Source organism: Hydrogenophaga sp. OTU3427, assembly GCF_038440225.1.
Taxonomy (GTDB): domain Bacteria; phylum Pseudomonadota; class Gammaproteobacteria; order Burkholderiales; family Burkholderiaceae_C; genus Hydrogenophaga.
Genome location: NZ_JASATI010000064.1, coordinates 1 through 23,672, shown reverse-complemented (window position 1 = coordinate 23,672; position 23,672 = coordinate 1). Strand labels below are relative to the sequence as shown.

23 protein-coding genes are annotated in these 23,672 nt (G+C 69.7%); 11 read left to right on the top strand and 12 right to left on the bottom strand.

Translation table 11 applies throughout. The features are described 5' to 3' along the window. The coding region (locus AAHB17_RS22845; RefSeq protein ID WP_342133362.1) for an FIST signal transduction protein at positions 1-1,102 on the bottom strand (1,102 nt) is incomplete at its 3' end. A 1-nt stretch (position 1,103) separates the two neighbouring features. Continuing rightward, on the bottom strand, positions 1,104-2,066 hold the full coding sequence (locus AAHB17_RS22840) for a PhaM family polyhydroxyalkanoate granule multifunctional regulatory protein (RefSeq protein ID WP_342133360.1): 963 nt from the start codon (positions 2,064-2,066) through the stop codon (positions 1,104-1,106). A gap of 153 nt (positions 2,067-2,219) precedes the next feature. On the opposite strand from AAHB17_RS22840, the gene AAHB17_RS22835 reads away from it, so the two are divergent. From AAHB17_RS22835 to speD, 4 genes are read left to right on the top strand one after another with little or no spacing between them, the layout of a single operon-like run. Continuing rightward, entirely contained in the window at positions 2,220-2,606 is a 387-nt protein-coding gene (locus AAHB17_RS22835) for a TraR/DksA family transcriptional regulator (protein WP_342133358.1), read from the top strand. A gap of 42 nt (positions 2,607-2,648) precedes the next feature. Next, positions 2,649-3,026 (top strand): hypothetical protein, encoded by a 378-nt coding sequence (locus AAHB17_RS22830; protein ID WP_342133356.1) that lies wholly within the window; start codon positions 2,649-2,651, stop codon positions 3,024-3,026. 30 nt (positions 3,027-3,056) lie between these two features. Next, positions 3,057-3,479: a VOC family protein gene (locus AAHB17_RS22825; protein ID WP_342133354.1), complete on the top strand. Its 423-nt coding sequence runs from the start codon at positions 3,057-3,059 to the stop codon at positions 3,477-3,479. Between the two features lie 7 nt (positions 3,480-3,486). Next, entirely contained in the window at positions 3,487-3,867 is a 381-nt protein-coding gene (gene speD / locus AAHB17_RS22820) for an adenosylmethionine decarboxylase (RefSeq protein ID WP_342133353.1), read from the top strand. On the opposite strand, the gene AAHB17_RS22815 is transcribed toward speD, so the two are convergent. The 6 genes from AAHB17_RS22815 to AAHB17_RS22790 all read right to left on the bottom strand — a co-directional run bounded on the left by AAHB17_RS22815 (position 3,857) and on the right by AAHB17_RS22790 (position 11,012). After that, on the bottom strand, positions 3,857-5,422 hold the full coding sequence (locus tag AAHB17_RS22815; RefSeq protein ID WP_342133352.1) for an FAD-dependent oxidoreductase: 1,566 nt from the start codon (positions 5,420-5,422) through the stop codon (positions 3,857-3,859). The two genes, speD and AAHB17_RS22815, sit on opposite strands and share 11 nt — an antisense overlap. Before the next feature lie 8 nt (positions 5,423-5,430). Then, complete coding sequence (locus tag AAHB17_RS22810) at positions 5,431-6,975, bottom strand: polyamine aminopropyltransferase (protein ID WP_342133351.1); 1,545 nt, start codon at positions 6,973-6,975, stop codon at positions 5,431-5,433. 84 nt (positions 6,976-7,059) lie between these two features. Then, positions 7,060-7,281 carry a DUF350 domain-containing protein gene (locus tag AAHB17_RS22805; RefSeq protein WP_342133349.1) on the bottom strand — a complete coding sequence of 74 codons (222 nt, stop codon included), beginning with the start codon at positions 7,279-7,281 and terminating at the stop codon, positions 7,060-7,062. 32 nt (positions 7,282-7,313) lie between these two features. Next, positions 7,314-8,810, bottom strand: coding sequence for a DUF4178 domain-containing protein (locus AAHB17_RS22800; protein WP_342133347.1), 1,497 nt, complete (start codon positions 8,808-8,810; stop codon positions 7,314-7,316). A 15-nt stretch (positions 8,811-8,825) separates the two neighbouring features. After that, the gene (locus tag AAHB17_RS22795) at positions 8,826-9,857 is read right to left on the bottom strand and encodes an SPFH domain-containing protein (RefSeq protein WP_342133346.1); all 1,032 of its coding nucleotides are present in this window, start codon (positions 9,855-9,857) and stop codon (positions 8,826-8,828) included. A 144-nt stretch (positions 9,858-10,001) separates the two neighbouring features. Continuing rightward, a complete protein-coding gene (locus AAHB17_RS22790) occupies positions 10,002-11,012 on the bottom strand; it encodes a fumarylacetoacetate hydrolase family protein (RefSeq protein WP_342133345.1) in 1,011 nt (336 codons plus the stop codon). Positions 11,013-11,072: 60 nt separating this feature from the next. Here AAHB17_RS22790 and AAHB17_RS22785 point away from each other — a divergent pair, with 60 nt between their 5' ends. Together AAHB17_RS22785 and AAHB17_RS22780 are read left to right on the top strand one after the other, a co-directional pair. Continuing rightward, on the top strand, positions 11,073-12,167 hold the full coding sequence (locus tag AAHB17_RS22785; RefSeq protein WP_342133344.1) for a DUF3108 domain-containing protein: 1,095 nt from the start codon (positions 11,073-11,075) through the stop codon (positions 12,165-12,167). Between the two features lie 125 nt (positions 12,168-12,292). Further along, the gene (locus tag AAHB17_RS22780) at positions 12,293-12,577 is read left to right on the top strand and encodes a BTH_I0359 family protein (protein ID WP_342133343.1); all 285 of its coding nucleotides are present in this window, start codon (positions 12,293-12,295) and stop codon (positions 12,575-12,577) included. Between the two features lie 112 nt (positions 12,578-12,689). On the opposite strand, the gene AAHB17_RS22775 is transcribed toward AAHB17_RS22780, so the two are convergent. After that, complete coding sequence (locus AAHB17_RS22775; RefSeq protein WP_342133342.1) at positions 12,690-13,799, bottom strand: AbrB family transcriptional regulator; 1,110 nt, start codon at positions 13,797-13,799, stop codon at positions 12,690-12,692. A gap of 69 nt (positions 13,800-13,868) precedes the next feature. Here AAHB17_RS22775 and AAHB17_RS22770 point away from each other — a divergent pair, with 69 nt between their 5' ends. Further along, complete coding sequence (locus AAHB17_RS22770; protein WP_342133340.1) at positions 13,869-14,720, top strand: ChaN family lipoprotein; 852 nt, start codon at positions 13,869-13,871, stop codon at positions 14,718-14,720. 12 nt (positions 14,721-14,732) lie between these two features. Here AAHB17_RS22770 and AAHB17_RS22765 read toward each other — a convergent pair whose 3' ends face one another. Next, positions 14,733-16,073 (bottom strand): aminotransferase class III-fold pyridoxal phosphate-dependent enzyme, encoded by a 1,341-nt coding sequence (locus AAHB17_RS22765; protein WP_342133339.1) that lies wholly within the window; start codon positions 16,071-16,073, stop codon positions 14,733-14,735. A gap of 116 nt (positions 16,074-16,189) precedes the next feature. Here AAHB17_RS22765 and purU point away from each other — a divergent pair, with 116 nt between their 5' ends. Together purU and AAHB17_RS22755 are read left to right on the top strand one after the other, a co-directional pair. Beyond that, positions 16,190-17,038 carry a formyltetrahydrofolate deformylase gene (purU, locus tag AAHB17_RS22760; RefSeq protein ID WP_342133338.1) on the top strand — a complete coding sequence of 283 codons (849 nt, stop codon included), beginning with the start codon at positions 16,190-16,192 and terminating at the stop codon, positions 17,036-17,038. A gap of 85 nt (positions 17,039-17,123) precedes the next feature. Next, the gene (locus AAHB17_RS22755) at positions 17,124-17,993 is read left to right on the top strand and encodes a LysR substrate-binding domain-containing protein (RefSeq protein ID WP_342133336.1); all 870 of its coding nucleotides are present in this window, start codon (positions 17,124-17,126) and stop codon (positions 17,991-17,993) included. 95 nt (positions 17,994-18,088) lie between these two features. Here the strand turns inward: AAHB17_RS22755 and AAHB17_RS22750 are convergent, their stop codons facing one another. Continuing rightward, complete coding sequence (locus tag AAHB17_RS22750; RefSeq protein WP_342133335.1) at positions 18,089-18,511, bottom strand: Hsp20/alpha crystallin family protein; 423 nt, start codon at positions 18,509-18,511, stop codon at positions 18,089-18,091. Positions 18,512-18,674: 163 nt separating this feature from the next. On the opposite strand from AAHB17_RS22750, the gene AAHB17_RS22745 reads away from it, so the two are divergent. Together AAHB17_RS22745 and AAHB17_RS22740 are read left to right on the top strand one after the other, a co-directional pair. Further along, positions 18,675-20,171 (top strand): FAD-linked oxidase C-terminal domain-containing protein, encoded by a 1,497-nt coding sequence (locus AAHB17_RS22745; RefSeq protein WP_342133334.1) that lies wholly within the window; start codon positions 18,675-18,677, stop codon positions 20,169-20,171. Positions 20,172-20,201: 30 nt separating this feature from the next. Beyond that, positions 20,202-21,869 carry a sensor histidine kinase gene (locus tag AAHB17_RS22740; RefSeq protein WP_342133333.1) on the top strand — a complete coding sequence of 556 codons (1,668 nt, stop codon included), beginning with the start codon at positions 20,202-20,204 and terminating at the stop codon, positions 21,867-21,869. Here the strand turns inward: AAHB17_RS22740 and AAHB17_RS22735 are convergent. Beyond that, positions 21,830-23,605: a carboxyl transferase domain-containing protein gene (locus AAHB17_RS22735; RefSeq protein ID WP_342133364.1), complete on the bottom strand. Its 1,776-nt coding sequence runs from the start codon at positions 23,603-23,605 to the stop codon at positions 21,830-21,832. The genes AAHB17_RS22740 and AAHB17_RS22735 overlap by 40 nt on opposite strands. Positions 23,606-23,672 lie beyond the last annotated feature (67 nt).

Genomic DNA, 23,672 nt, shown 5'->3' with positions numbered 1-23,672 from the left:
CCCCCCCCCCCCCGGGGGGGGGGCGGGCGGCGCCGGCGGCCCCGGCCAGCGCGGCCGCCTCGACCGACAATGCCTCGGGCTCCAGCTCCTCGCGCACCTCGGCGCACACCCGGACCAGATCGGCCCGCGCCGCCGCCACATGGCGTTCGCAAAAAGCCAGCCGGGCATCGACCGGCGCCACGTCGGCCACGGCGATGCCACGGCGCATGGGGTCCAGCCCGATCAGGTGGCGCACCAGCACGTCGGAGCCGAAGGCACCGGGACGGGTCGGCGTGCCGGCCGGCGCACCGGGGCGTTCGGTCTCGGGCAGGGTCAGCCCCACCAGGGTCTGGCGCAGCCGGGTCATGGCGGTCTGGGGCTGGTCGAGCGAGATGCCGAGTTCGTCCAGCATCACGTCCAGCGCTGGCTCACCATCCAGCTTGAGCACCACGTTGCGGTCCGCCGCGGTGATCTGGTGGCTGCGCCCCACCGGGTGCGCCCCCTGCGTGACACGTGACACGAAGGCCACCTCGGGGCCAAAGGCCACGCCACTCAAGCCGCCATGGAAAAGGCCGCTGGCCGCCCCCTGGCCACGCAGGTGGCCGGCGCTGCCCAGGGCAAACTGCACCGTCTGGCCACGGCTCGACGCCAGGCCGCCGAACACGTAGCCGCTGCCGGTGCGCTCGGCCATCTCGGCGATCAGCTCCGCCACGTCGGGGGTGGTGGCGTCGGCGTGCAGCAAGGCCGTCTGGGCCGAGAAACCGCCGCGCCCGCCGTGGGCGGCCGGCAGGGGCGCCACGCCGCTGAACACGCGGTACTGGTCAGGCGCCAGGTCGCACAACATCACGGCCAGGGCCGGTTCATCGAAATACTCCACCCCGGTGGCGGCAATGCCCACCCCCACCGTGCCCGCCCAGTCAGTGACCTCGGGCAACTCGGCGCTCAGGTGGTCGAGGATGTCGCCCGCGTCGTCGGCGTAGTGGTCGGTGACATAGAGCAGCGCCAGCCCGGGCGTGCCGGCGTGTTCGGGCAGGGCCAGTTGCGCACGCAGCTGCGCCAGCACCAACGCGGCGGCCATGCGCCATTGCGGGTGGGTGGCGTGGGCGTGGGCAAAACGCTTCATCTCAGCTGGCGCGTTTGCGCGCGGGTGACTTCTTGGCCGCGGCCTTGCGGGCCGGCTTCTTGGCGGCGGCCGGCTTGCCGACGTCGGGCGACACGGCGCCGGGAATGGGCCAGGCGGCCGACTTGAGGCTGTTGCCCCGTCCACGCACCGCACCGCCGGCCACCGCCTTGCCCAGCGCGGCGGCGGCGCCCACGGTGTCGGACACGCTCTTGGCCACGTTGCCGGCCATGCCGGTGGCGGCCTTCATGGCCTCGCCGGTCAGGCCGGTGGCCACGTTGCGGGTGACGTCCAGGGTGGACTGTTTGGCGGCGTCCTTGAGCGCGTTGCCGGCGATGTTCTGGAACTGCGTGGTCAAGGCACCCCACCACTGCATGGGGTCGACCAGGCCCCCGGCGGGCGCCTCGGCCGGGGCTTCGGCCGCCTTCCTGGCCACTGGCTTGCGAGCCGCGGGCGCCGGTGCGGGCTCCGGTGCGGGCTCGGGTTCGGGCTCCGGCTCGGTGTGCACCTGGGGCGCTGCCGCATGGTAGGCATTGGGCGGGATTTCAAGCCCGGCGAAGGCCGTGGGCGTGCGCCCGGCCACGCTCTGGGCCGAACTGACCACCCCCGACGCGACGCCGGCCACGGTGTCGGCCGCCTTGATCTTGAGCGCGTTGGCGACATCGCCCAGGTTGAAGTTCATGCCTTTCAAGGTGGCCAGGGTCATCTTCTGCACCTCCAGCGCCTGGATGGTGGCCCCCAGCGCCTTGCTGTTCTGGTCGAGCCAGAAATGCACGGCCTTGAGCTCGTCGATCCGTTTGTCCAATTCTTCGACGTTGAAGGTGGGCGCGATCCAGTTGCCCAAGCTGGGCATCTGCGGCAGGTTCTGCTGCACGCCCTGCGCCACGCCGCCAGCCGCCTGCTTGGCCAGGCTTTGCAGGAAATCGAAGCCGGGCACGTATTTGCCAAAACCCAGGGGATCACTCATGGTCGCTCCTCAACGTCGTTGTGGAAAACAGCTTACCCCAACCCGGTGGCGCTGACCATGGCGGACTTTCCCCGGGGCGCTTGACGTGTGTCAACCCACGCGCAGGCCAGCGGGCGCATGATGCAGACAACCCGGCCCATCTCAGGAGACGACATGAGCACCTCCATTTCCGACACCTTCGGCCTGCAGTTGCACCAACTGCGCAACGACCTGCTGGCCCAGGTGCGCGCCCAGCGTGGCGGCTCCATCGGCCGCGCCGAAGCGGCGGCCGATACCCGCGAGAGCGACGGCGGCGACCGGGCGCAGGCCGATGCCGAACGGGACCTGAAAATCGCCCTGGGCGAGCGCGAATCGGCCGAGCTGGTGGCCATCGACGCAGCCCTGCGGCGCATCGCCGACGGCAGCTATGGCCTGTGCATCGACTGCGGCGTGACCATCTCCACCGCGCGCCTGCACGCCAACCCCGCAGCCCTGCGCTGCGTGGCTTGCCAGGCGCAGATCGAACAGGCCGGTGGTGGCGTTGCGGTGCCCAGGCTGTGATCTGTTTGCTTGTTTTCTTGTTTGTTTGAACGGAGTTGTTGAATGACCACTTTCCACGCCGTTGTCTGGCTGGACCACACCCAAGCCCACGTGCTGATGTTCGACCGCGAACACGTCGAAGCCCAACGGGTGAAGGCGCGCAGCCAGCACACGCCCAAACACGGTCATGTGGGTGCCGATAAGGCCTTCTTCGAAGAAATCACGGTGGCGCTGCAAGGCGTGAGCGAGGTGCTGCTGACCGGGCCGGCCAACGCCAAGATCGAATTCCGTGATTTCTGCAAACACCAGGCCCACGCGGTGGACAAGGCGATCGTCGACGTGGTCAACAGCGACCACCCCAGCGACGCCCAGCTGGTGGCCATGGCGCGCCAGTATTTCCTGAAGTTCGACCAGAAAGCCGCCGACCCGACGCAGCGCTGAGCCCGCGCGGGCTGCGCTATCCTTGGGTGCATGAGCACCCCGCGCAGCCTGTTCCACTTTGCCTTCAACGTCACGGACCTGGATGCCGCCCGCCGTTTTTATGGCGGCGTGCTGGGCTGCACCGAGGGCCGCAGCACCACCACCTGGGTCGATTTCGACTTCTTTGGCCACCAGATCTCGCTGCACCTGGGCACCCCCTTCCCCACCGCCGACACCGGCCACGTGGGCGACAAGCTGGTGCCCATGCCGCACTTCGGCCTGATCCTGGAGCAGCCGGCCTGGCAGGCCCTGGCCGACCGGTTGAGCGCCGCCGGCACCCACTTTGTGCTGCCGCCGCAGTTGCGCTTCCCCGGCCAGCCCGGCGAGCAATGGACCATGTTCTTCCGCGACCCTTTCGGCAACCCGATCGAGGTCAAGGGTTTCGCTTCGCTGGACACGGTCTACAACACCTGAGCCCACCGTGCTCGGCTTGCACCTCACCGCCGACCTGCGCGGCTGCCGTTGCGACAGCGTGTGGCTGACCGACGCCGAGCGGCTGCTGGCGCGTTGCGTGGACCTGGTGCAGGCGGCGGGGCTGCAGGCGGTGGCCCAACTCGCGCACACCTTCCCGTCCAACGCGCATGGCCCGGGCGGCGTCACCGCCACCGTGCTGCTGGCCGAATCGCACCTGTGTGTGCACACTTGGCCCGAGGAAGGTGGCGCCACGCTGGATGTGTACGTGTGCAACTTCGGCCACGACCACTCGGCCAAGGCCCAAGCCCTCTTGGCGGCCTTGCTGGCGCTGTTCGACGCCACGGCGGTGCAGCAACACGCGCTGCGGCGCGGCGGCGTCAGCCCTTGATCCGCGCCAGCGCCGAGCCGGCCAGGTCGCCGCGCGTGAACGCTTCCTCGAACACCGAATAGCCCGCCCAGTCGCTGTGCGCGAAGTGCAGCCGCCCGTCCACCCTGGGCCAGGCCACCTGGGGCCCCGGCATGGGCATGGCCATGGCGTGGCCATAGCGGGTCACGTCGATGCGCTGCAACTGTTCGCGCAGGTCCGGGTGGGGCACCGCCAGCTCGGCCAGCACCTGGTCGCGCCAGTGGGTCCAGCGTCGCTCCAGCAGCGCGCGGCGGCCGGCCGGGGCGTCCTCGCCCAGCGGCAGGTACCAGGTCAGCACGGTGGCGCCCCGGCGCGGGTTGAGCGACTGGTGTCCGGCGTCCACATAACCCAGGCCGGCGGCGCCGTAGACCACGTTGTCCCAGCTCGGCGGCGCGCCTGGGCGGTCGGCCAGCGGCGCGCGCAGCCACAGGTTGGCCACCAGCCAGGGCGCGTATTGGAGGCGCTGCGCGGCCTGTTGCACCCAGTCAGGCACCGGCGACAGCACCCGGGCCGCCACGAACACCGGCAGGGCCACCACACAGCGTTCGGCCAGCCAACGCTCGACCCGGCCTGTGGCAGGGTCCAGCGCGTCCACCGCCACCCCGTGTTTGTGTTCTTCAATCCGCAACACGGTGCGGGCGGTCAGCAGGCGGTCGCCACAGGGCGCGGCCAGGCGCTGGGTCAGCCAGGCGTTGCCTTCGGGCCAGGTCAGCACCGGCTCGGCCTCGGCACCCGCCTCACCCGGCGCAACAAAGCCGTGTCGACTGGCGAAGTAATGCAGGCCGGCCCAGGCCGAGACCCGGGCGGTGCCGGCGCCGTAGTCGTCGCGGCAAGCGTAATCCAGGTACCAGCGCAGGTGGGGGTCGGTCAGGTCGTGAACGTCGAGCCACGACGCGAAGGTCTGCGCCGCCAGCGCCTGGGTGGCCGGCGTGATGGGCGCCCGCAGCGTCGGCATGGCGTAGCGGGCGTCGGCGCGGGCCTGCCGCACGGCAGCGGCAAAACGGCGGTACTGCGCCAGGGTGGCGGGCCCGACATCGGCCAGGGGCAGCAGGCCTTCCTGCCAGTGGCCGTTGAAGAACAACCGCTCCTGCGGGCTGTGGCACAGGTGGCGCTCGTCAAAGGTCCAGCGCCCGGCCACCCGCTGGCGCAGACCGAGTTCCTCCAGCAGGTCCTGCACCTCGTGGGCGTCGTCGCCGGGCAGCGGCAGGTAGTGCGCGCCCAGCGGGCACGCCAAGCCCCCCATGTGGCCGGCGCGGGCGTTGCCGCCGGCGGTGTCTTCCAGCTCCAACAGGACGAAGTCGTCCAGGCCACCCAGGCGCAGGGCGCGCGCCGCGGCCAGGCCGGCCACGCCGCCACCGGCGATCAGCACGCGGGTGCGGCGGGTGACGCTGGGCGTGCGCGGCGGGGAGTCGCGCAGCACATGGCCACGCTCGGGCGAGGTGCCGACAAAGCCGCCCTCGATCGCGGGTTGGTCACGGCAACCCGCCAAGGCCATGGCACCCGCGGCGCCCAGCACGTCGCGGCGGCGCCATCGCATGGAAGAAGTCACGGCAGCACCCGGCCCCATTCCTGCTCGTAGGTGTGGACCAGCACCTGGTTGGACAGGCGGTTCACCTCGGCCGGCACCCGCGCCATGTCGGCCGGGAAATCGAACAGCAGCGGCAGCGTGGCCGGCGTGAGAAAACGCAGGCCGGGCGGCAGTTGGGTGGGCACGGTGTAGGGCCGGCGACCGGCAATCACAAACCCCCATTCGCCGAAGCTGGGCACGTGGGCGTGGTAAGGCCAGGTGCGCAGGCCCACCGACTCCATGGTCTGAACCACGGTCCAGAAACTCTTGCGCGCCACCAGCGGCGAGGTGGTCTGCATCACCGCATAGCCGCTGGCCGACAGGCGCCGCTGCAGGCTGGCAAAAAAGGCGTTGGTGTAGAGCTTGCCGATGGCGAAGTTGGTGGGGTCGGGGAAGTCGACCACGATGATGTCGAAGGGGTCGCCGTCCTGCTCCAGCCACTTGAAGGCGTCGGTGTTGACGATGCTCAGCCTGGGCGAATGCAAGGCGTCGCCGTTGAGCTGGCGCAGCGCCGGGTTCTGCGAAAACAGCCGCGTCATGTGCGGGTCCAGTTCCACCAGGGTGACGGACTCGACACCGGGGTAGCGCAGGATTTCGCGCACGGCCATGCCGTCGCCCCCGCCCAGCACCGCCACGCGGCGCGGCGCGACGCGGCCTTGTGCAAAGGCCGCCATCACCGGGTGCACCAGGGCCTCGTGGTAGCGGTATTCGTCGCGCTCGGCAAACTGCAGGTTGCCGTTGAGGTAGAGCCTGTGGCCTGCCCGGCCGTGGGTGAGCACGATGCGCTGCCAGTCGGACGACTCGGCCAGCACCACACGGTCCTGGTAGAAACGGTCTTCGGCCAGGGTGGTCAGGCGCTCGGCACCAGACCACGCCAGTGCCAGCGCCGCCAGGGTCACGACAGCGGCCAGCGCATGCGCCGCACGCTGCGGCAGTTCATGGCGGAACAGCCACCACGCCCACAAGGCCACGGCCGCGTTCATGAGGCCAAACAGCAGGCCGGTGCGCACCAGGCCCAGCTGCGGCACCAGCCACAGCGGAAAAGCGACGGACACCGCCAGCGCGCCCAGGTAGTCGAAGGTCAGCACCTGCGAGACCAGGTCCTTCAGGGCCACGTTGCGTCGGAGGATGCGCATGACCAGCGGGATCTCCAGCCCCACCAGCGTGCCCACCAGCAGCACCAGGCCATAGAGCAGGAAGCGGAAGCTGCCAGGCAGGTAGGCGTTGGCCAGGAACAGGGTGGCCGGCAGCAGCCCGCCCACGAGGGCGACCAGCAGCTCGATGCGCAGGAAATGCGCCGGCAGCTGGCGCTCGAAAAACCGCGACAACCACGAGCCTATGCCCATGGCGAACAGGTAGGTGCCGATGACGGTGGAGAACTGCAGCACCGAGTCGCCCAGCACATAGGACGCCAGCGCCCCGGCCGCGAGTTCGTACACCAGCCCGCAGGCCGCCACCACGAACACGCTGGCCAGCAGCGCGACCTCGACCGGGCGCGGCGGCGGGTGGGTGGTGACGTTCATGGAGCGCGAGCCGACGCCGGGCCGCCCCAAGTCGGCTCAGCCCCCCGGGGGGGCAGCGACCCGCGCAGCGGTGGAGCGTGGGGGCTACCCATGGATCGCGGCAGCCACGATGATCGATATGCCCAGGCACATGGCGGCCACCACCACCCCCAGGGCCATGTTCTGCTTCTCCACCAGCTCTTCCCACAGGTTGTAGGGCGTGAGCTTGTCGATGACGATGAAGCTGAGCCAGAACACCAGCACGCCGATCAGCGCGTACACGATGGAGCCAAAAAAGGCGCCGGCTCTCAACCATTCCATGCCCATGTGGACCTCCAGTCAAAAAGTCGTTGATAGATTCATTTGTGCCCACCCCCACCCGACCAGCCACCGAAGGAGCCGCCCGAGCTGCGGTAGCTGTTGCTGCAGTTCTCCACCTTGGGGTCGCAGCTGCTGCAACGCGGCAGCATCACCGCCAACAGGATCAGCATGACCACCACGATGACGATGGTGCGCACATTGGCCCCCGCGCCCTGGCTCAGGGGCGAGGCGTCGGTGCGCTGGAGCAGGTCCTTCTGCGCCTCCAGGCCAAAGGCCTTGGCCACGGTGCCGCTGTCGATGCGGCTGCCGCTGGACCAGGTGAGCTCGTCCCGGGTCTGCTCCAGCGACAGCAGGCTGGAGCCATGGGCGAAGTCGCGGTTGAAGCTTTTCTGCCCGCGCTCGACCTTCCAGTAGAACTCACCCGCGACGTAGGTGGTCTCGGCGTTGTAGCTGTACTGCAGGGCGTAGCGGGTGCCCAGGTAGCTGGCGCTCTGGCCATTGCCCGTCATGCTGGGCGCGCCGGTGGTGGGCTTGACCACGCTCCAGCCGTCCTCCGCGTCCACCAGGAAACAGAAGCCGCGCTGCCGGTTGAACAACAGGTACTCGCTCCAGCCGAACTGTTCGTCCTCGCCCGGGGCCTGGCCCATGCGGTGCTGAAAACCCACCACCTGCCAGCGCACGCCCTGCAGCTGGCCGCTGCTGCCCAGCGGGATCAGCGGGCGCACCGGCTCGTCCTGCGCGGCCTTGAGCAGCTCCTGCCCCAGGCCGGCGCCCAGGTCGATGATGCTGTTGCAGGCACCGCAGGTGACACTTTGGCTCTGCGCCAGCGCCACGTCCACCGGCGCCCCGCAGTGCGGGCAGTTGAAGTGGCGGCCGGTGTCGTCGCGGGTGGATTCGCTGCGCAGGCCCTTGAGCGACAGCTCGTCCAGGCGCACCTCGCGCCCCAGCGACAAACTGGGCGGCTGGGGGCCGAAGTCGAGGCTGCAGACCTCGCCGCCGGTACCGCGCAGCTCCACCATGGCAAAGGGCTGGCCGATGGGCGGCAGGTGCGACAGCTCGCCCTCGGCGGTGGCCAGGGCCACCGGCTGGTTGAAGGCCACGGTGTAGGTGACGCCGTTGAGGGCGGTCTGCGCGCCCACCCGCAGGTGTTCGTCGTCGGGCAGCTCGCGCTGCGCGCTCATGGCTTCACTGAAGACGAAGGCGCCGTTGTCCTCGCTCAGGGTGCCGGTGCCACCGTCATCGAAGGCGAGTTGCCACTCGGTCCAGCTGCCGCCCTCGTAGCGGTAAAGCAGGCGGCCCACCACGGTGAAGCCCCGCCCGGCCAGCTGGCCGCTGGCCAGCAGCTGCAGCGGGCTGAAGTCGGTGAAGACATCGGCCATCTTGCCCAGGCGGGCCAGGTGGTCGCCTTCGCGCACCACGGTGGAGCGGCAGAAGCCGCACACCGCGTGGGTGGACTGCGCGCTGCGGAAATCGACCGGCGCGCCGCAGCCCGGACAAGGGGCGCGGTAGCTGCGTTGGGCTGCGGGTTCCGCCACAGAGGGGTATGGGCGTCAGACCAGCTTCTTGAGCAGCTCGGCCTTCTTGGCGTCGAACTCTTCGGCGGTCAGGATGCCCTTGGCCTTGAGGTCGGCCAGCTTCTCCAGCAGGGCCATCACCTCGTCGGGCTTGACGCCCACCGGCGCCGCGGCGGCGGGCTGTTGCGCTGCCGGGTTCAGGCCCTGGGCCAGGTTCTGCGCCAACACCTGGCCCAGCGCCACGCCGGCGCCCAGGCCCATGGCGTCACCGGCGATGCCGCCCCCGCCCCCGCCTTCGGCCATCTTGGGAATGGCCTGCGCGGTCTGGTACTGCATGAACTGGCCCATGTCCTTGCCGACCATGCCCATGCCGATCTTCTGGTCCAGCACCTTCTGCAGCTCGTCGGGCAGGGAGACGCTCTGCACCGTCATGCCTTCGAGCTTGAGGCCGATCTTCTCGAACTCGGGCGCCAGCTGCGTGGCGAGCGCCTGGGCAAAGGCGATCTGGTTGGCGGCCAGGTCCAGGAAGGCGATGCCGCTGGAGGCGATGGCATTGCTGATGTTCTGCAGCACCAGGCCACGCAGCTGGCCGTCGATGTCGGCCGCGGTGTAGCGCTCGCGCGTGCCCGAGATCTCGGTGTGGAACAGCTTGGGGTCGGCCACGCGGAAGGCGTAGTTGCCAAAGGCGCGCAGGCGGACGGCGCCGAAGTCGGGGTCGCGCACGGTGATCGGCTGGGGCGTGCCCCACTTCTGGTCCACCTGCTGGCGCGTGCTGAAGAAGTAGACGTCGCTCTTGAAAGGCGACTCGAACAGCTTGTCCCAGTTCTTGAGGTAGGTCAGCACCGGGATGGTCTGGGTGGTCAGCTTGTGCATGCCCGGCCCGAACACGTCGGCCACCTGCCCCTCGTTGACGAACACCGCCATCTGCGACTCACGCACGGTGAGCGAGGCGCCGTACTGGATTTCCATGTCCTGCATGGGGAAACGCCAGGCCAGCGTGCCATCGCCTTCCTCCGTCCATTGGATGATGTCAATGAACTGCTTCTTGATGAAATCCATCAGCGCCATGGTGGGGCTCCTTGCGATCGTGTGAAACCGTGGGAAATGATACGCCCGCACCGCACGCCCATGCTCAGGGCCGCGGCGCCGGGCCGCCCCAAGCCCGGCCGCGCCCCTTGGGGGCAGCGACCCGCGCAGCGGCGGAGCGTGGGGCTAGCGCGCCAACGGCGCGATTTCCTGGTCGATGGCGCCAAAAATGCTCTGGCCGTCCTTGCCCTTCATTTCGATGCGAATGGTGTCGCCGAACTTCATGAACTCGGTCTTGGGCGCGCCGTCCTGGAGGGTTTCGATGGCGCGTTTCTCGGCGATGCAGCTGTAGCCCTTGGGCCATTCCATGCGGCCGTTCTGCTCCACGCCCTGGTTGCTCACCGTGCCGCTGCCGACGATGGAGCCGGCGCGCACGCGGCGCGTCTTGGCGATGTGGGCGATGAGTTGGCCGAAGTGGAAGGTCATGTCCGGCCCTGCGTCGCACATGCCGACCTTGCGGCCGTTCCAGCTGCTGTGCAGGGTGAGGTGCACGCGCCCGCCCACCCAGGCGTCGCCCAGCTCGTCGGGCGTGACCGCCACCGGGCTGAAGGCCGTGGCCGGCTTGCTCTGGAAGAAGCCAAAACCCTTGGCCAGCTCGTTGGGGATCAGGTTCCGCAGCGACACGTCGTTGGCCAACATGAGCAGGCGCACGCCTTCCAGCGCCTGCTCGGGCGTGGCGCCCATGGGCACGTCGCCGGTGACGACCGCGATCTCGGCCTCGAAGTCGATGCCCATGGCCTCGCTGGGCACGACCACGTCGTCGCAAGGGCCCAGCAGGTCGTCGCTGCCGCCCTGGTACATCAGCGGGTCGGTGTAGAAGCTGGCAGGCACCTCGGCGCCACGCGCGGCGCGCACCAGCTCCACGTGGTTGATGTAAGCCGAACCGTCGGCCCACTGGAAGGCCCGTGGCAAGGGCGCGGCACACATCTTCGGGTCGAAGGCGAAGGCGTGACGCGCCTTGCCGTGGTTGAGGGTGACGAAGAGATCCTGCAGCTGGGGGGCAATGAAGTTCCAGTCGTCCAGCGCCTGCTGCAGGGTGTTGGCGATACCGGTGGCGTAATGCGCGGTGCTGAGGTCGCGCGAGACAACAACCAGTTGGCCGTCGCGCGAGCCGTCCTTGTAGGTGGCGAGTTTCATGAAAAGTCATTCAGGTCGACGGGACAACGACCTCATTTGGTATTCTAGGTTCAGCCCGCCATGTCCCCGTCCGCCCCAAGCCCCCGACTTCTCCGCTGGCCCCTGCTGGCGCTGGTGTTCGGTGTGCTGGCGGCCCATGCCTGGTTGCTGGCGGCCCCCTGGCTGCCCGGGGCCGAGGCGCCGGCCACCGCCGCTGTGGCCCCGCGCGCCCTGCAGACCCGCACGGTCAACTTGCCTGCGCCAGTCACACCCGCTGCGGCCGCGCTGAAGAGCCCGCTGGCCGCCGCCGTGCCAAAGTCCCGCCCGCGGCCGTCAGCGGCCCCCCCTTCGCTGTCCCCGCTGGCTCCCCCGGCACTGCCACCGGAGGAGCCCGCTGCCACGCCCACCGTGCAGGATCCCGCTCCCCATGTGGCGCTGCCGGACCTGCCGGACACGCCCGCCGTCGAACCCGACGTGACCCTGGCCAGCGCCGCCGACCAGGTCTCGGCCGCCAGCCCGCCACCCAGCGAAGCGCCGCCCGTGCCCTTCGAGCCGCCGGCCTCGACCCTGTTGCGCTACGAGGTCAAGGTCGAATTCCGTGGCATTCCACAGACCCTGAACGGCTCGCTGGACTGGCAACACACGGGCGACCGCTACCGCGCCCACATGGTGATCGACGCCGGCTTCCTCGGCAGCCGCACCCAGACCAGCGAGGGCCGGATCGGGCGCAACGGCCTGCACCCGCGCCGTTTCGCGGAAAAGACCCGCAGCGAACGCGCCGCCCATTTCGACGAGGACGGCCAGCGCATCCGCTACAGCGCCAATTCGCCCGATGCCCCGCTGCTGCCCGGCCACCAGGACCGCCTGAGCGTGTTCATGCAGCTGGCCGGCCTGGTGCACGCCCGCCCGGGCAGCTACCCGGCGGGCCACACGGTCAACATCCCCACCAGCGGCGTGCGCGATTCCGAAACCTGGGCCTTTGTGGTCAAGGGCACGGAAAACACCCGCCTGAACGGCAGCGAGGTGCCCGCGCTGCACCTGCAGCGCCTGCCGCGCAAGGAGTTCGACAGCCGGGTGGATGTCTGGCTGGCGCCCAGCCTGGGCCACTTGCCGGTGCGCATGCGCATCGTCCAGGCCAACGGCGATGTGGCGGACCAGCGACTGTTGGCCCCTTGACTCCACCCAGAGCTTGATATTTCCGCCGGACGGCCCATATAGCCGGTATGCTGAATGCCGATAGTGCTCACAAGGCCATCGGGTTCCGGTCAGCAGGTTTGTCAGGTTTCAAGGACATTTCACTCATGCACATGCTCTACGACTCTGAATCCTTCGCGGTGGTCCACATCCAGGCCGACGCGCTGCAGGACAACGAGGCTGCGGTCCCCAGCGGGCCGCAGATGCCTCGCCACGGCTTCGAGATCGTGGACAAACGCTCCGGCAAGGAGCTCTATCTCGATGGCTCCTGGGCCGAGATGTTCCAGCAGCGCATCAGCGCCTGGCAGCAGAACACCCCCAGCCAGGAAGAGGTGGAGGACACGCTGGAAGGTTATGCCCTGCTGGCGCAGATGCCGGTCGTGATGCACTGAGTTCGGGTCCCCCCCGCGCCGCTGCGAGTCACCCCCCAGGGGGCGACACCGGCCGTCTGGCGGAGCCAGCCCGGCGGCGTCCCCGGTCTGGGCACCCCGTACAGCGGGTCTTCTATTCCACGCCGGCCTTGTGCCGGCGTTGTTGTTGGCGCACCACCCAAAGGCGGTACACCGGTTCGGCCAGCACCAGCACCGCCACCAGGCGGCAGACCTGGAAGGCCGTCACCACCGGCACGCCCAGCTGCAGCACCTTGGCGGTGATGGACATCTCGGCGATGCCCCCCGGCGCCGTGCCCAGCACCATGGTCGCCGGATGCATGCCGATCATGCGCGACAGGCCCCAGCCGAAGGCGGCGCACAGCACCATCATCACCACCGAGGCCAGGGCCACCGAACCCAGCCAGCGCGGCGCGGTGTGCAGGAAGTCCGGCGTGAAGCGCACGCCCAGGCTGACGCCGATCACCAGCTGCGCCGCATAGGACAGCTCGGGCGGCAGGGCCGACCACACCTGGCCGCTGAGGGTGATGCCCATGGTCACCAACAGGGCTCCCATGAACCAGGGGTTGGCGCGCCCCAGCCACTGCGCCAGCACCGCGCCCGCCAGGGTCAGCAGCGCCAGCAGCCCCAGGCCGGGCCAGGCCACGTCGCGCACGGCCGGTGGCGCCAGGTCCAGCCCGGTCACGCCCCAGAACAGCATGCCAAACGGCAGGCAGAGGGTCACCAGCAGCACCCGCAGGCTGTGGGCCGAGGCCACCAGGTCGGTGCGGGCGCCGGCGCGCTCGGCCAGCAAGGTCATTTCCGAGGCGCCACCGATCGCCCCCGAAAAATAGGTGGTGGCGCGCAGCTCGCCCGCCGACAGGCCGGGCAGGTGGCGGGCATGGACCCGCTGCAGCCAGCAGTCGAAACCCAGCCCCAGCAGCAGCGCCCAGACAATGCCCAACACGATCACCCACCACAGGCTGGCCACCAGCGCGCCCACCTGGGGCGTGAAGTACAGCCCCAGCGCGGTGCCGATCACCCACTGGCCGGTGTTGCGCAGCGGTGTCCAGCTGGCGGTGGGCGCACCCGCCAGCGAGGCGAGCGCCGTGGCCAGCAGCGGACCGATCATCCACGGGATGGGGGTGTGCAGCCAGACACATAGCCGGGCCGCGGCCCAGGCCAGGGCCAGGGTGGCGAGCACACACACGGCGCGGCCCACCCGCGAGGAACGCGGAAAAGTCATGGATCAGAAACGAAAAAATGGGGAGGTGCGGCCGGACACGGAGGCACCCGCACCGATAGTATCCCCCCCATGCAACGCCCCCAAACCGTCCTGTCCGCCGCGTCCACCGCCGTGTTGGCCACGGCCCTGCTGCTGGCCGGCTGCGTCGCGTTGGTGGCCGGCCCCGTCACCACGGCCGACCTGCCCGCCGAGCTGCGGCGCCTGGGGCCCGCCCGCGTGCTGCTGCTCGGTGAACAACACGACGCCGACGCCCACCAGGCGCTGGAACACGGCACGGTGACGCACCTGGCCGCCCAGGGCCGCCTGGCGGCGCTGGTGCTGGAGATGGCCGAGCGCGGCACCCACACACGTGATCTGCCCCGGGAGGCCAGCGAAGCCCAGGTGATGGCGCAACTGCGCTGGAACGAGGACGGCTGGCCCTGGGCGCGCTACGGCCCGTCGGTGATGGCGGCGGTGCGCGCCGGCGTGGTGGTGCTGGGCGGCAACCAGCCACGCGCCGAGATGCGGGCGGCCATGGCGGACACCTCGCTGGACGGACGGCTGGCCCCCGAGGCCCTCGCCCGCCAGCAGGACCTCATCCGCGCTGGCCACTGCGACCTGCTGCCGGCCCACCAGCTGGCGCCCATGGCGCGCATCCAGATCGCGCGCGACCGCGCCATGGCCGATGCCGTGGCCGAAGCCGTGGCGTCGGCCGTCGAGGGTCAGGTGGTGATGCTGGTGGCCGGCGCCGAACACGTGCGGCGTGGCCTGGGGGTGCCGGCACACCTGTCCGCGCCGTTGGCGGCCAGCACGCGGGTGGTGGTGATGCAGGCCGGTGCGCCCGGCCGGCCCGGTGACGGCGAGGCGGACCGGCTCTGGTTGACGCCCGCCACGCCGCCCGTGGACCACTGCGCCGAGTTGCGCCAGCGCTGGCGGCGCTGAGCCGGCGCCCGGTCAGGCCTGCGCCTTGATGGCGTCGGCCAGCACGTTGACCATGGTGTCGATGTGCGATTTCTCGACGATGTAGGGCGGCGCGAAGACCAGGTTGTCGCCGGCGCTGCGCACCAGCACGCCCTTGTGGTAGCAGTCCATGAAGACGTCGAAGCCCCGCTTGCCCGGCAGCCCGGCGGCGGGCGCGAGCTCGACCGCCGCCGCGCAACCCAGGCTGCGGATGCCGATCACGTTGGGCAGGCCCTTGAGCGCGCTGTGCATGGCGTCTCCCAGCACCTGGCCCATCTCGCCAGCGCGGGCGAACAGCTTTTCCTGCTGGAACAGCTCCAGCGTGGCGATGGCGGCGGCGCAGGCCACCGGGTGGCCCGAGTAGGTGTAGCCGTGGAAGAATTCGATCGCGTGTTCGGGCGCCTGGCTGTGCGCGCCCATCATGGCGTCGTAGATGTGCTGGCGGCAGATCACGCCGCCCAGCGGGATCACGCCGTTGGTCACGCACTTGGCGAAGTTGAGCATGTCGGGCACGACGCCGTAGAAGTCGGCCGCGAAGTTGCTGCCCATGCGGCCGAAACCGGTGATGACCTCGTCGAAGATCAGCAGGATGCCGTGTTTGTCGCAGATCTCGCGCAGGCGCTTCAGGTAGCCCTGGGGCGGCAGGTACCAGCCGGCGCTGCCGGCCACCGGCTCCACGATCACGGCGGCCACGTTGCTCGGGTCGTGCAGCGGCAGGATGCGGTTTTCCAGCTCGGTCAGGATGTCCTCCTGCCACACCGGTTCCTGGTGGTGGATGTAGGCGTGGTTGACCGGGTCGTGGATGAAACGCAGGTGGTCCACGCGCGGCAGCAGCGCCGTGCCGAACACCTTGCGGTTGGCCGGGATGCCGCCCACGCTCATGCCGCCAAAGCCCACGCCGTGGTAGCCGCGCTCGCGGCCGATGAAGACGTTGCGGTGGCCTTCGCCGCGGGCGCGGTGGTAGGCCAGGGCCACCTTCATGGCGGTGTCGGCCGCCTCGCTGCCGGAGTTGCAGAACAGCACCTTGTTGAGGTCGCCCGGCGCCATGGCGGCGATCATCTCGGCGGCCTGGGCCGCCTTGTCGTTGGTGACGTTGAAGGCGGTGCCGTAATCCAGGGTGTCGAGCTGGCGCTTGATCGCCTCGTTGATGGGTTTGCGGTTGTGGCCGGCGCCCACACACCACAGGCTGGAGATGCCGTCGATGACCTGGCGGCCGTCGTGGGTGGTGAAGAACATGCCGTCGGCGGCGACGAACACGCGCGGGTCCTTCTGGAAGCCGCGGTTGGGCGTGAAGGGCAACCAGTGGTTGTCCATGCGGAAATCGTTGTAGGCCATGGGAGTCTCCTGCGGTCGGAAAATGGGTGTTGCACATTGTGGCATTCCAGGCCCCTGGGAGCCATGCCACTCCGGCGACGGTGGCCGGGTCCGCTGCCCTGCGACAATCACGCCCCATGAATCACACCTACGTCCTGACCCTGTCCTGCCCCGACCGCCCCGGCATCGTGCACGCGGTGTCGGGTTTCCTGTTCGAGCGCGGCGGCAACATCGAAGAAGCCGCCCAGTACAACGACCACGACACCGGCCTGTTCTTCATGCGCGTGCAGTTCGCCTGCGAGCGCCTGAGCGAGGCCCAGTTGCGCGCCGACCTCGCCGCCCTGGCGGCCGGCTTCGAGATGGCCTGGGGCCTGCACCCCCTGAGCGCGCCCATGCGCACCGTCATCATGGTGAGCAAGGAAGGCCACTGCCTCAACGACCTGCTGTTCCGCTGGAAAAGTGGCCTGCTGCCGCTGGACATCCGCGCCATCGTCAGCAACCACCGCGAGTTCTACCAGCTGGCGGCCAGCTACAACGTGCCCTTCCACCACATCCCGGTCACGGCCGACACCAAGGCCCAGGCCGAGGCCCGGCAGTTCGAGATCATCCAGAACGAACAGGCCGAACTGGTGGTGCTGGCGCGCTACATGCAGATCCTGAGCGATGACCTGTGCCGCAAGCTCTCGGGCAAGGCGATCAACATCCACCACAGCTTCCTGCCCAGCTTCAAGGGTGCCAAGCCCTACTACCAAGCGCACGACCGGGGCGTCAAGCTGATCGGCGCCACCGCCCACTACGTGACGGCCGACCTCGACGAAGGCCCCATCATCGAGCAGGACGTGGCCCGCGTGGACCACAGCAAGACGGTGGAGGACCTGACCGCCCAAGGCCGCGACACCGAAAGCCAGGTGCTGGCGCGCGCCGTGAAGTGGCACAGCGAACACCGCGTTCTCTTGAATGGCCACAAGACGGTGATCTTCAAATGACCCCCCTGCGCCGCCCTCGGCGGCATCCCCGGTTGGGCGGCGTCACGCGAGGGTGGTACCGCTCCGGCCATTTGGAATCCTGACCATGGCCATACGCATTCCGCCCATCCAGTGCCTGCTGACCTTCGAGGCACTGGCGCGCCTGCGCAGCGTCACGCAGGCGGCGGAAGAGCTGCACGTGACCCCCAGCGCGGTGAGTCACCGGGTCAAGCAGCTGGAGCAGATCCTGGGCACGCCGCTGTTTGCGCGCGCGGACTTCTCGCTCACCCCCGAAGGCGTCGAGTACCTGGCCCATGTGTGCGATGGCCTGGCCACGCTGCAGAAGTTTCCGAGCTCGGCGCGTGGCAGCGGCCGGCGCAAGCTCAAGCTGGCCGTCACCAGCACCTTTGCGCGCAGCATCCTGATGCCGCGCCTCAAGCAGTTCGCGCAACTGCACCCCGAGGTCGACCTGGTGCTGCACCAGGTCAGCATCCCCAAACTGGACGTGGTGGCCGAGGACGCCGACCTGACCATCCGCTTCGGCGTCGGCCGCTACACCGACGTCGAGCACGTCTGCCTGCTCAAGGATGAGGTGACGCCCATGGCGTCACCCGAATTCATCGCTGAACACGGCCCCTTCGAGAACACGCAGGACCTGCAGGGCGTGCCGCTCTTGTGCTCGCCGCTGGAGCCGTGGCGCACCTGGTTCGCCGCCCACGAGCTGGACTGGCCTGAACCCAGCGATGGCTCGCAGTTCAACGACGTCGGACTGATGTGCGACGCGGCCGCCTACCACTTGGGCGTGGCCTTGGTGCGCCTCAAACTGGGCGCGCCCTGGCTGCAGAACGGCACGCTGGTGCGCCTGTTCGACCGCACCGTGCCCAGTCCGCACGCGCATTACCTGTGCTGGCGCCCCGGCAACATGGACCGCTGGGAGTGCGCCGCGTTCGCGGACTGGATCACCAAGGCGTTGTAGCTAGCGCCCCCGCGCTCCGCCGCTGCGCGGGTCGCTGCCCCCCGAGGGGGTGCGGGCCTCGCCTTGGGGCGGCCCGGCGGCGGGCCCAGTCCCGATCACTCCACGGCCAGCCGCTGGCTGACGGAAGCGCCCTTCTTGGGCAGCGTCAGGTTCAGGATGCCGTTGTCGTAGCGGGCGCGGGCAGCGGTGTTGTCGATATCCACCGGCAACTGGAAGCTGCGCGACACGGCGCCGTAGTAGCGCTCGCTGCGCAAGAGCTTGCCGTTGTCGGTCTGGGCGTCCTGTTGCTTCACCTCGGCGCGCAGGCTGACCACGTTGCCATCGATGTGGACGTGGATGTCCTCCTTGTTGACGCCTGGGATTTCGGCCGACAGCTGATAGGCCTCGGGCGACTCCTTCACGTCCACCCGGATCTGCGCCGGCAAGTTGTCGCCGTGCAGGGGTTTGACGAAGAAGCCGGGGGCGACATCCTTGAAAAAATCGTCGAGCAGACCGGAACGGGCGATCAATTGGTTCATGACAAACTCCTCAGTGCTTGGGTAAAAAAACAAGGGTGATTTGCCCTGGCCAGGCGGGCATCGCTGCCCTGTGCACCACAGATAGCGACGGCTGCAGAAGATTTCAAGCCCCCATGTTTTTCTTCAACACCACGGCGGGCGGGCTTGTCCTAAACTGCCCCGCATGAACACCGTTGCCGACCCCGCCGCCACCCTGGACAGCGCCGCGCGCCAGCGCGAGATCGTGCGCGCCCTGCAGGCCGCCCTGCCCGCCCACGCGCTGCTGTGGCGCGGCGAGGACACCGTGCCCTACGAATGCGACGGCCTGACCGCCTACCGCCAGCGCCCGCTGGTGGTGGCCTTGCCCGAGACCGAAGCCCAGGTCGCCGCCGTGCTCAAGGCCTGCCACGCGGTCGGCGCGCCGGTGGTGGCGCGCGGCGCCGGCACCGGCCTGTCGGGCGGCGCCATGCCGCACCCGCTGGGCGTGACGCTGTCGCTGGCCAAGTTCAACAAGATCCTGCGGGTCGACCCGGTGTCGCGCACGGCGGTGGTGCAGGCCGGCGTGCGCAACCTCGCCATCAGTGAAGCGGCCGCCCCCCACGGCCTGTACTACGCGCCCGACCCCAGCAGCCAGATCGCCTGCACCATCGGCGGCAACGTGGCCGAGAACTCGGGCGGCGTGCACTGCCTGAAATACGGCCTGACGGTGCACAACGTGCTCAAGGTGCGTGGCTTCACGGTCGAGGGCGAGCCCATCACCTTCGGCGGCGACGCGCTGGACACCGCCGGCTGCGACCTGCTCAGCGTGCTGATCGGCAGCGAAGGCATGCTGGCCGTGACCACCGAGGTCACGGTCAAGCTGGTGCCCAAGCCCCAGCTGGCGCGCTGCATCATGGCCAGCTTCGACGACGTGCGCAAAGCCGGTGACGCGGTGGCCGCGGTGATCGCCGCCGGCATCATCCCGGCCGGGCTGGAAATGATGGACAAGCCCATGACGGCGGCGGTGGAAGACTTCGTTCACGCCGGCTACGACCTCAGCGCCGACGCCATCCTGCTGTGCGAAAGCGACGGCACGCCCGAGGAGGTGGAAGAGGAAATCGGCCGCATGAGCGAGGTGCTGCGCGGCTGTGGCGCCACCGCCATCACCGTGAGCCAGAACGAGGCCGAGCGCCTGAAGTTCTGGAGCGGGCGCAAGAACGCGTTCCCCGCGAGCGGGCGCATCAGCCCCGACTACATGTGCATGGACTCCACCATCCCGCGCAAGCGGGTGGCCGACATCCTGCTGGCGATTGCCGAGATGGAGAAGAAATACGGCCTGCGCTGCGCCAACGTCTTTCACGCCGGCGACGGCAACCTGCACCCGCTGATCCTGTTCGACGCCAACGACCCCGACCAGCTGCACCGCTGCGAGCTGTTCGGCGCCGACATCCTGGAGACCAGCGTGGCCATGGGCGGCACCGTCACGGGTGAACACGGCGTCGGGGTGGAGAAGCTCAACAGCATGTGTGTGCAATTCAGCGCCGCGGAGAACGAGCAGATGTTCGCCCTCAAACGCGCCTTCGACCCGGCCGGCCTGCTCAACCCCGGCAAGGTCATCCCCACCCTGCAACGCTGCGCCGAGTACGGCAAGGAGCTGGTGCGCGGTGGGCAGCTCAAGCACGCGGAGCTGCCCCGGTTCTGATTGCCGCGACGGTCGGTTACAGTCGCTCGCATGAGCCTGCCCGAAGCAGCCGACCACCTGCCAGAGGACTTTTTCACCGACCTGTTCAACGAACCGGTGGTGGGCCTGTCGGCCGCCGACGCGGCGCGGCTGGATTCACCCGCCTTCCTGGGTCGCCTGCTCGACCACCTGCCCGGCCTGGTGAGCTACTTCGACAACAGCCTGAGCTGCCGCTACGCCAACCGGGCACAGCGCCAGCACCTGCCACAACCCGCCGAACAGGTGCTCGGGCTGTCGGTCCAGCAGGTCTTCGCCCCCGAATTGCTGGAGGCCATGCTGCCCGCGCTGGCCCAGGCGCTGCGGGGCATCCCGCAGGCCTTCGAGGCCACCGTGCCACACGCCCAGCGCGGCCACTGGGTGGCCAGCGGCCAGCTGGTGCCCGACGTCGAGGGCGCGCGCGTGCTCGGCCTGTACTGCCACATCGCCGACATCAGCGCCCACCGCCTGGCGCCGCCGGAGCCGGCGCCCGCCGGTGACGCGGCACCGCTGGAAGCCCTGGGCGAGCGCCTGTCCGACGGCGAACAGCGCCTGCGCCTGATGCTGGACGGCCTGCGCGATCACGCGGTCTACTTCCTGGACACCGAGGGCCGGGTCAGCGAATGGACCTCGAGCGCGGAGCGCTTGCTGGGCTACCACGCCACCGACGTGCTGGGCGCGAACGCCCGCCAGTTCGACGCCCCCAGCGTGCGCGAAGACGAGCGCCTGGACAACGAGCTGGCGCTGGAGCGTGCCGCCCTGTTCGGCCAGTTCGAGAGCACCGGCTGGCGCCAGCGCAAGGACGGCAGCCGTTTCTGGGGCCACACCGTGCTGACCGCGCTGCGCGAGGCCGGCACCGGCCGGGCGCTCGGGTTTTCGGCCCTGACCCGCGACATGACCGAGGTGCGGCGGCTGCAGGAGCTGCTGCAGGACCTCAACCAGACGCTGGAGGTGCGCGTGCAGGAACGCACCCGCCAGCTGCTGGAAGCCAACCGCGACCTCGAATCCTTTTCCAGCTCGGTCTCGCACGACCTGCGCGCGCCGCTGCGCCACATCACCAGCTTCATCGTCATCCTGAAGGAGCACATGGGCGAGCAGGTCGACCCGGTGACCGGCAAGTACCTCAAGACGATTGCCGACGCCGCCCAGCGCATGGGCGCGCTGATCGAGGGCCTGCTGGCTTTCTCTCGCCTGGGCCTGGCGCCGCTGGAGAAACGCGAGGTGGGCATGGCCACCCAGGTCAGCGCCAGCATCAACCGCCTGACCCACGACCTCGGCACCCAGGTGGTGGACTGGACCGTGGCGCCGGACCTGCCGCCGGTGCTGGGCGACCCGCTGCTGATCAGCCAGGTTTGGGACAACCTGCTGGGCAACGCGCTGAAGTACTCGCGCCGGCGCGAGCGTTCCCAGGTGCAGGTGGGCTGGCACCACGACGCCGAACGCGGCTGCGTTTTCTGGGTGCGCGACAACGGCGTGGGCTTCGAGCCGCGTCAGGCGCACCGGCTGTTCGGCGTCTTTCAGCGCCTGCACCGCGCCAGCGATTTCGAGGGCACCGGCATCGGCCTGGCCCTGTGCCGCCGCATCCTGGAGCGCCACGGCGGCCAGATCTGGGCCGAGGCCCACCCCGGCGAGGGCAGCTGCTTCTACTTCGCGCTGCCCGACGCCGCCGCGCCGGTGGCCTGAAGGCCCTGCAGGAGCCAGCGGCGGGTGTCGGCCGGATCGATGACGGCATCGATCTCCAGCGTGGCCGCCATGTTCAGCGCCGAACCGGCGGCGTACTGCTGGGCCACCAGTTGCTGGAACAGGGCCTCGCGCGCGGGGCCTTCGGGCACGGCTTCCAGCTCCTTGCGAAAACCCAGGCGCACCGCGCCCTCCAGCCCCATGGCACCGAACTCGCCGGTGGGCCAGGCGACGTTGAACACCGGCGCATGGAAACCGCCCGCCGTCATGGCCATGGCACCCAGGCCATAGCCCTTGCGCAGCACGACGCTGAAGAAGGGCACGCGCAAGCGCGCGGCCCGCACAAACAGATCGCCCACGCGGCGCACCAGCCCGGTGGCCTCGGCGTCGGGGCCCACCATGAAACCCGGCGTGTCCACCAGGCTGACAATGGGCAGGCCGTGGGTGTCGCACAGGCGCATGAAGCGGGTCGCCTTCTCGGCCGCCTCGGCGTCCACCGCGCCACCCAGGTGCTGCGGGTTGTTGGCCATCAGCCCGACCGGCCGACCTGCGATGCGCGCCAGCGCCGTGTGCAGGCCGCGACCAAAACCCTCACGCAACCACAACACGGACCCCCGGTCGGCCAGGCCGGTGATGGCGGCACGGGTGTCGTAGGCCCGCAAGCGGTTGTCGGGCACCACTTCTCGCAAGGCCAGCGAATCGGGCGCCGGGCCGGGTGCTGCCGCGCCCTGGAAATACGACAGTGCCTGGCGCACCGCCGCGGCCGCCTGCACCTCGTCGTCGACCAGCACATCGATCACGCCATTGGCGTGCTGAACGCCGCTCGGGCCGATCTGCTCGGGCTTGAAGACCCCCAGCCCGCCGCCTTCCACCATGGCCGGGCCGCCCATGCCGATGTGGCTGGAGCGGGTGGCGATGACGATGTCGCAGCAGCCCAGCAAGGCGGCGTTGCCGGCGAAACAGCGCCCGCCGGTGGCGCCGATCAGCGGCACCTGGCCGCTCAGGCGGGCCAGCGCGGCAAAGGTGCCGACGTGCAGGCCGGCGACGATGGGCATGTCCACATCGCCCGGGCGGCCACCGCCGCCTTCGGCCCACAGGATGAGGGGCAGTTTGCGCGCCAGCGCCACGCCCAGCAGGCGGTCGGTCTTCTGGTGGTTGCGCATGCCCTGGGTGCCGGCCAGCACCGTGGCGTCGTAGGCCATGACCACGGCGCTGCCGGCGCCGTTGACCTGGCCTATGCCGCTCACCAGGCCGTCGGCGGGGGTGTTTTTCCGCAGATCGTCCTCGCTGCGGCGGCGGCTCTGGGCGGCCACCGCCAGGGCACCGTATTCGATGAAGCTGTCCGCGTCGCAGACGGCGGCGACAAATTCACGCGCGCTGCGCTGGCCCAGCGCATGGCGTCTGGCCATGGCCTCGGGGCGGGCGGCGTCGAGGGTGAGGGCCTGGCGGGCGATCAGCCGCTGCAGGTCCGGACGGGGGCCACCCGGCCCGGAGGCTGGGGCGACGGTTGGCGCAGACGTTTCGGCCTGCGTCATGGCCGTGGCGCGCAGCAGCAGCTCGTGCTCCTGCACGGAGTCGCCTTCGGCCAACAGGAGTTCCGTCACCCGCAGGTCGCCCTCGGCCCGCAGTTCGTGTTCCATCTTCATGGCTTCCAGCACCACCAGCGGGCGGCCGGCCGCCACCGTGTCGCCGGGTTTCACCAGCCATTGCACCAGCTGGGCTTGCAGGGGGGCGCGCAGTTCGATCATGCGGGGCATTGTGGGGGGCCGGTGCTGCCGTTGGCGTCTGAAAAGTGACAGTCCCACG

What these genes read in the sequence shown, in the direction of transcription:
- AAHB17_RS22840 (WP_342133360.1), bottom strand. Translation starts at nt 2,066, where the DNA reads ATGAGTGATCCCCTGGGTTTTGGCAAATACGTGCCCGGCTTCGATTTC.
- AAHB17_RS22835 (WP_342133358.1), top strand. Translation starts at nt 2,220, where the DNA reads ATGAGCACCTCCATTTCCGACACCTTCGGCCTGCAGTTGCACCAACTG.
- AAHB17_RS22830 (WP_342133356.1), top strand. Translation starts at nt 2,649, where the DNA reads ATGACCACTTTCCACGCCGTTGTCTGGCTGGACCACACCCAAGCCCAC.
- AAHB17_RS22825 (WP_342133354.1), top strand. Translation starts at nt 3,057, where the DNA reads ATGAGCACCCCGCGCAGCCTGTTCCACTTTGCCTTCAACGTCACGGAC.
- AAHB17_RS22815 (WP_342133352.1), bottom strand. Translation starts at nt 5,422, where the DNA reads ATGCGATGGCGCCGCCGCGACGTGCTGGGCGCCGCGGGTGCCATGGCC.
- AAHB17_RS22810 (WP_342133351.1), bottom strand. Translation starts at nt 6,975, where the DNA reads ATGAACGTCACCACCCACCCGCCGCCGCGCCCGGTCGAGGTCGCGCTG.
- AAHB17_RS22805 (WP_342133349.1), bottom strand. Translation starts at nt 7,281, where the DNA reads ATGGGCATGGAATGGTTGAGAGCCGGCGCCTTTTTTGGCTCCATCGTG.
- AAHB17_RS22795 (WP_342133346.1), bottom strand. Translation starts at nt 9,857, where the DNA reads ATGGCGCTGATGGATTTCATCAAGAAGCAGTTCATTGACATCATCCAA.
- AAHB17_RS22790 (WP_342133345.1), bottom strand. Translation starts at nt 11,012, where the DNA reads ATGAAACTCGCCACCTACAAGGACGGCTCGCGCGACGGCCAACTGGTT.
- AAHB17_RS22785 (WP_342133344.1), top strand. Translation starts at nt 11,073, where the DNA reads ATGTCCCCGTCCGCCCCAAGCCCCCGACTTCTCCGCTGGCCCCTGCTG.
- AAHB17_RS22780 (WP_342133343.1), top strand. Translation starts at nt 12,293, where the DNA reads ATGCACATGCTCTACGACTCTGAATCCTTCGCGGTGGTCCACATCCAG.
- AAHB17_RS22775 (WP_342133342.1), bottom strand. Translation starts at nt 13,799, where the DNA reads ATGACTTTTCCGCGTTCCTCGCGGGTGGGCCGCGCCGTGTGTGTGCTC.
- AAHB17_RS22770 (WP_342133340.1), top strand. Translation starts at nt 13,869, where the DNA reads ATGCAACGCCCCCAAACCGTCCTGTCCGCCGCGTCCACCGCCGTGTTG.
- AAHB17_RS22765 (WP_342133339.1), bottom strand. Translation starts at nt 16,073, where the DNA reads ATGGCCTACAACGATTTCCGCATGGACAACCACTGGTTGCCCTTCACG.
- purU (WP_342133338.1), top strand. Translation starts at nt 16,190, where the DNA reads ATGAATCACACCTACGTCCTGACCCTGTCCTGCCCCGACCGCCCCGGC.
- AAHB17_RS22755 (WP_342133336.1), top strand. Translation starts at nt 17,124, where the DNA reads ATGGCCATACGCATTCCGCCCATCCAGTGCCTGCTGACCTTCGAGGCA.
- AAHB17_RS22750 (WP_342133335.1), bottom strand. Translation starts at nt 18,511, where the DNA reads ATGAACCAATTGATCGCCCGTTCCGGTCTGCTCGACGATTTTTTCAAG.
- AAHB17_RS22745 (WP_342133334.1), top strand. Translation starts at nt 18,675, where the DNA reads ATGAACACCGTTGCCGACCCCGCCGCCACCCTGGACAGCGCCGCGCGC.
- AAHB17_RS22740 (WP_342133333.1), top strand. Translation starts at nt 20,202, where the DNA reads ATGAGCCTGCCCGAAGCAGCCGACCACCTGCCAGAGGACTTTTTCACC.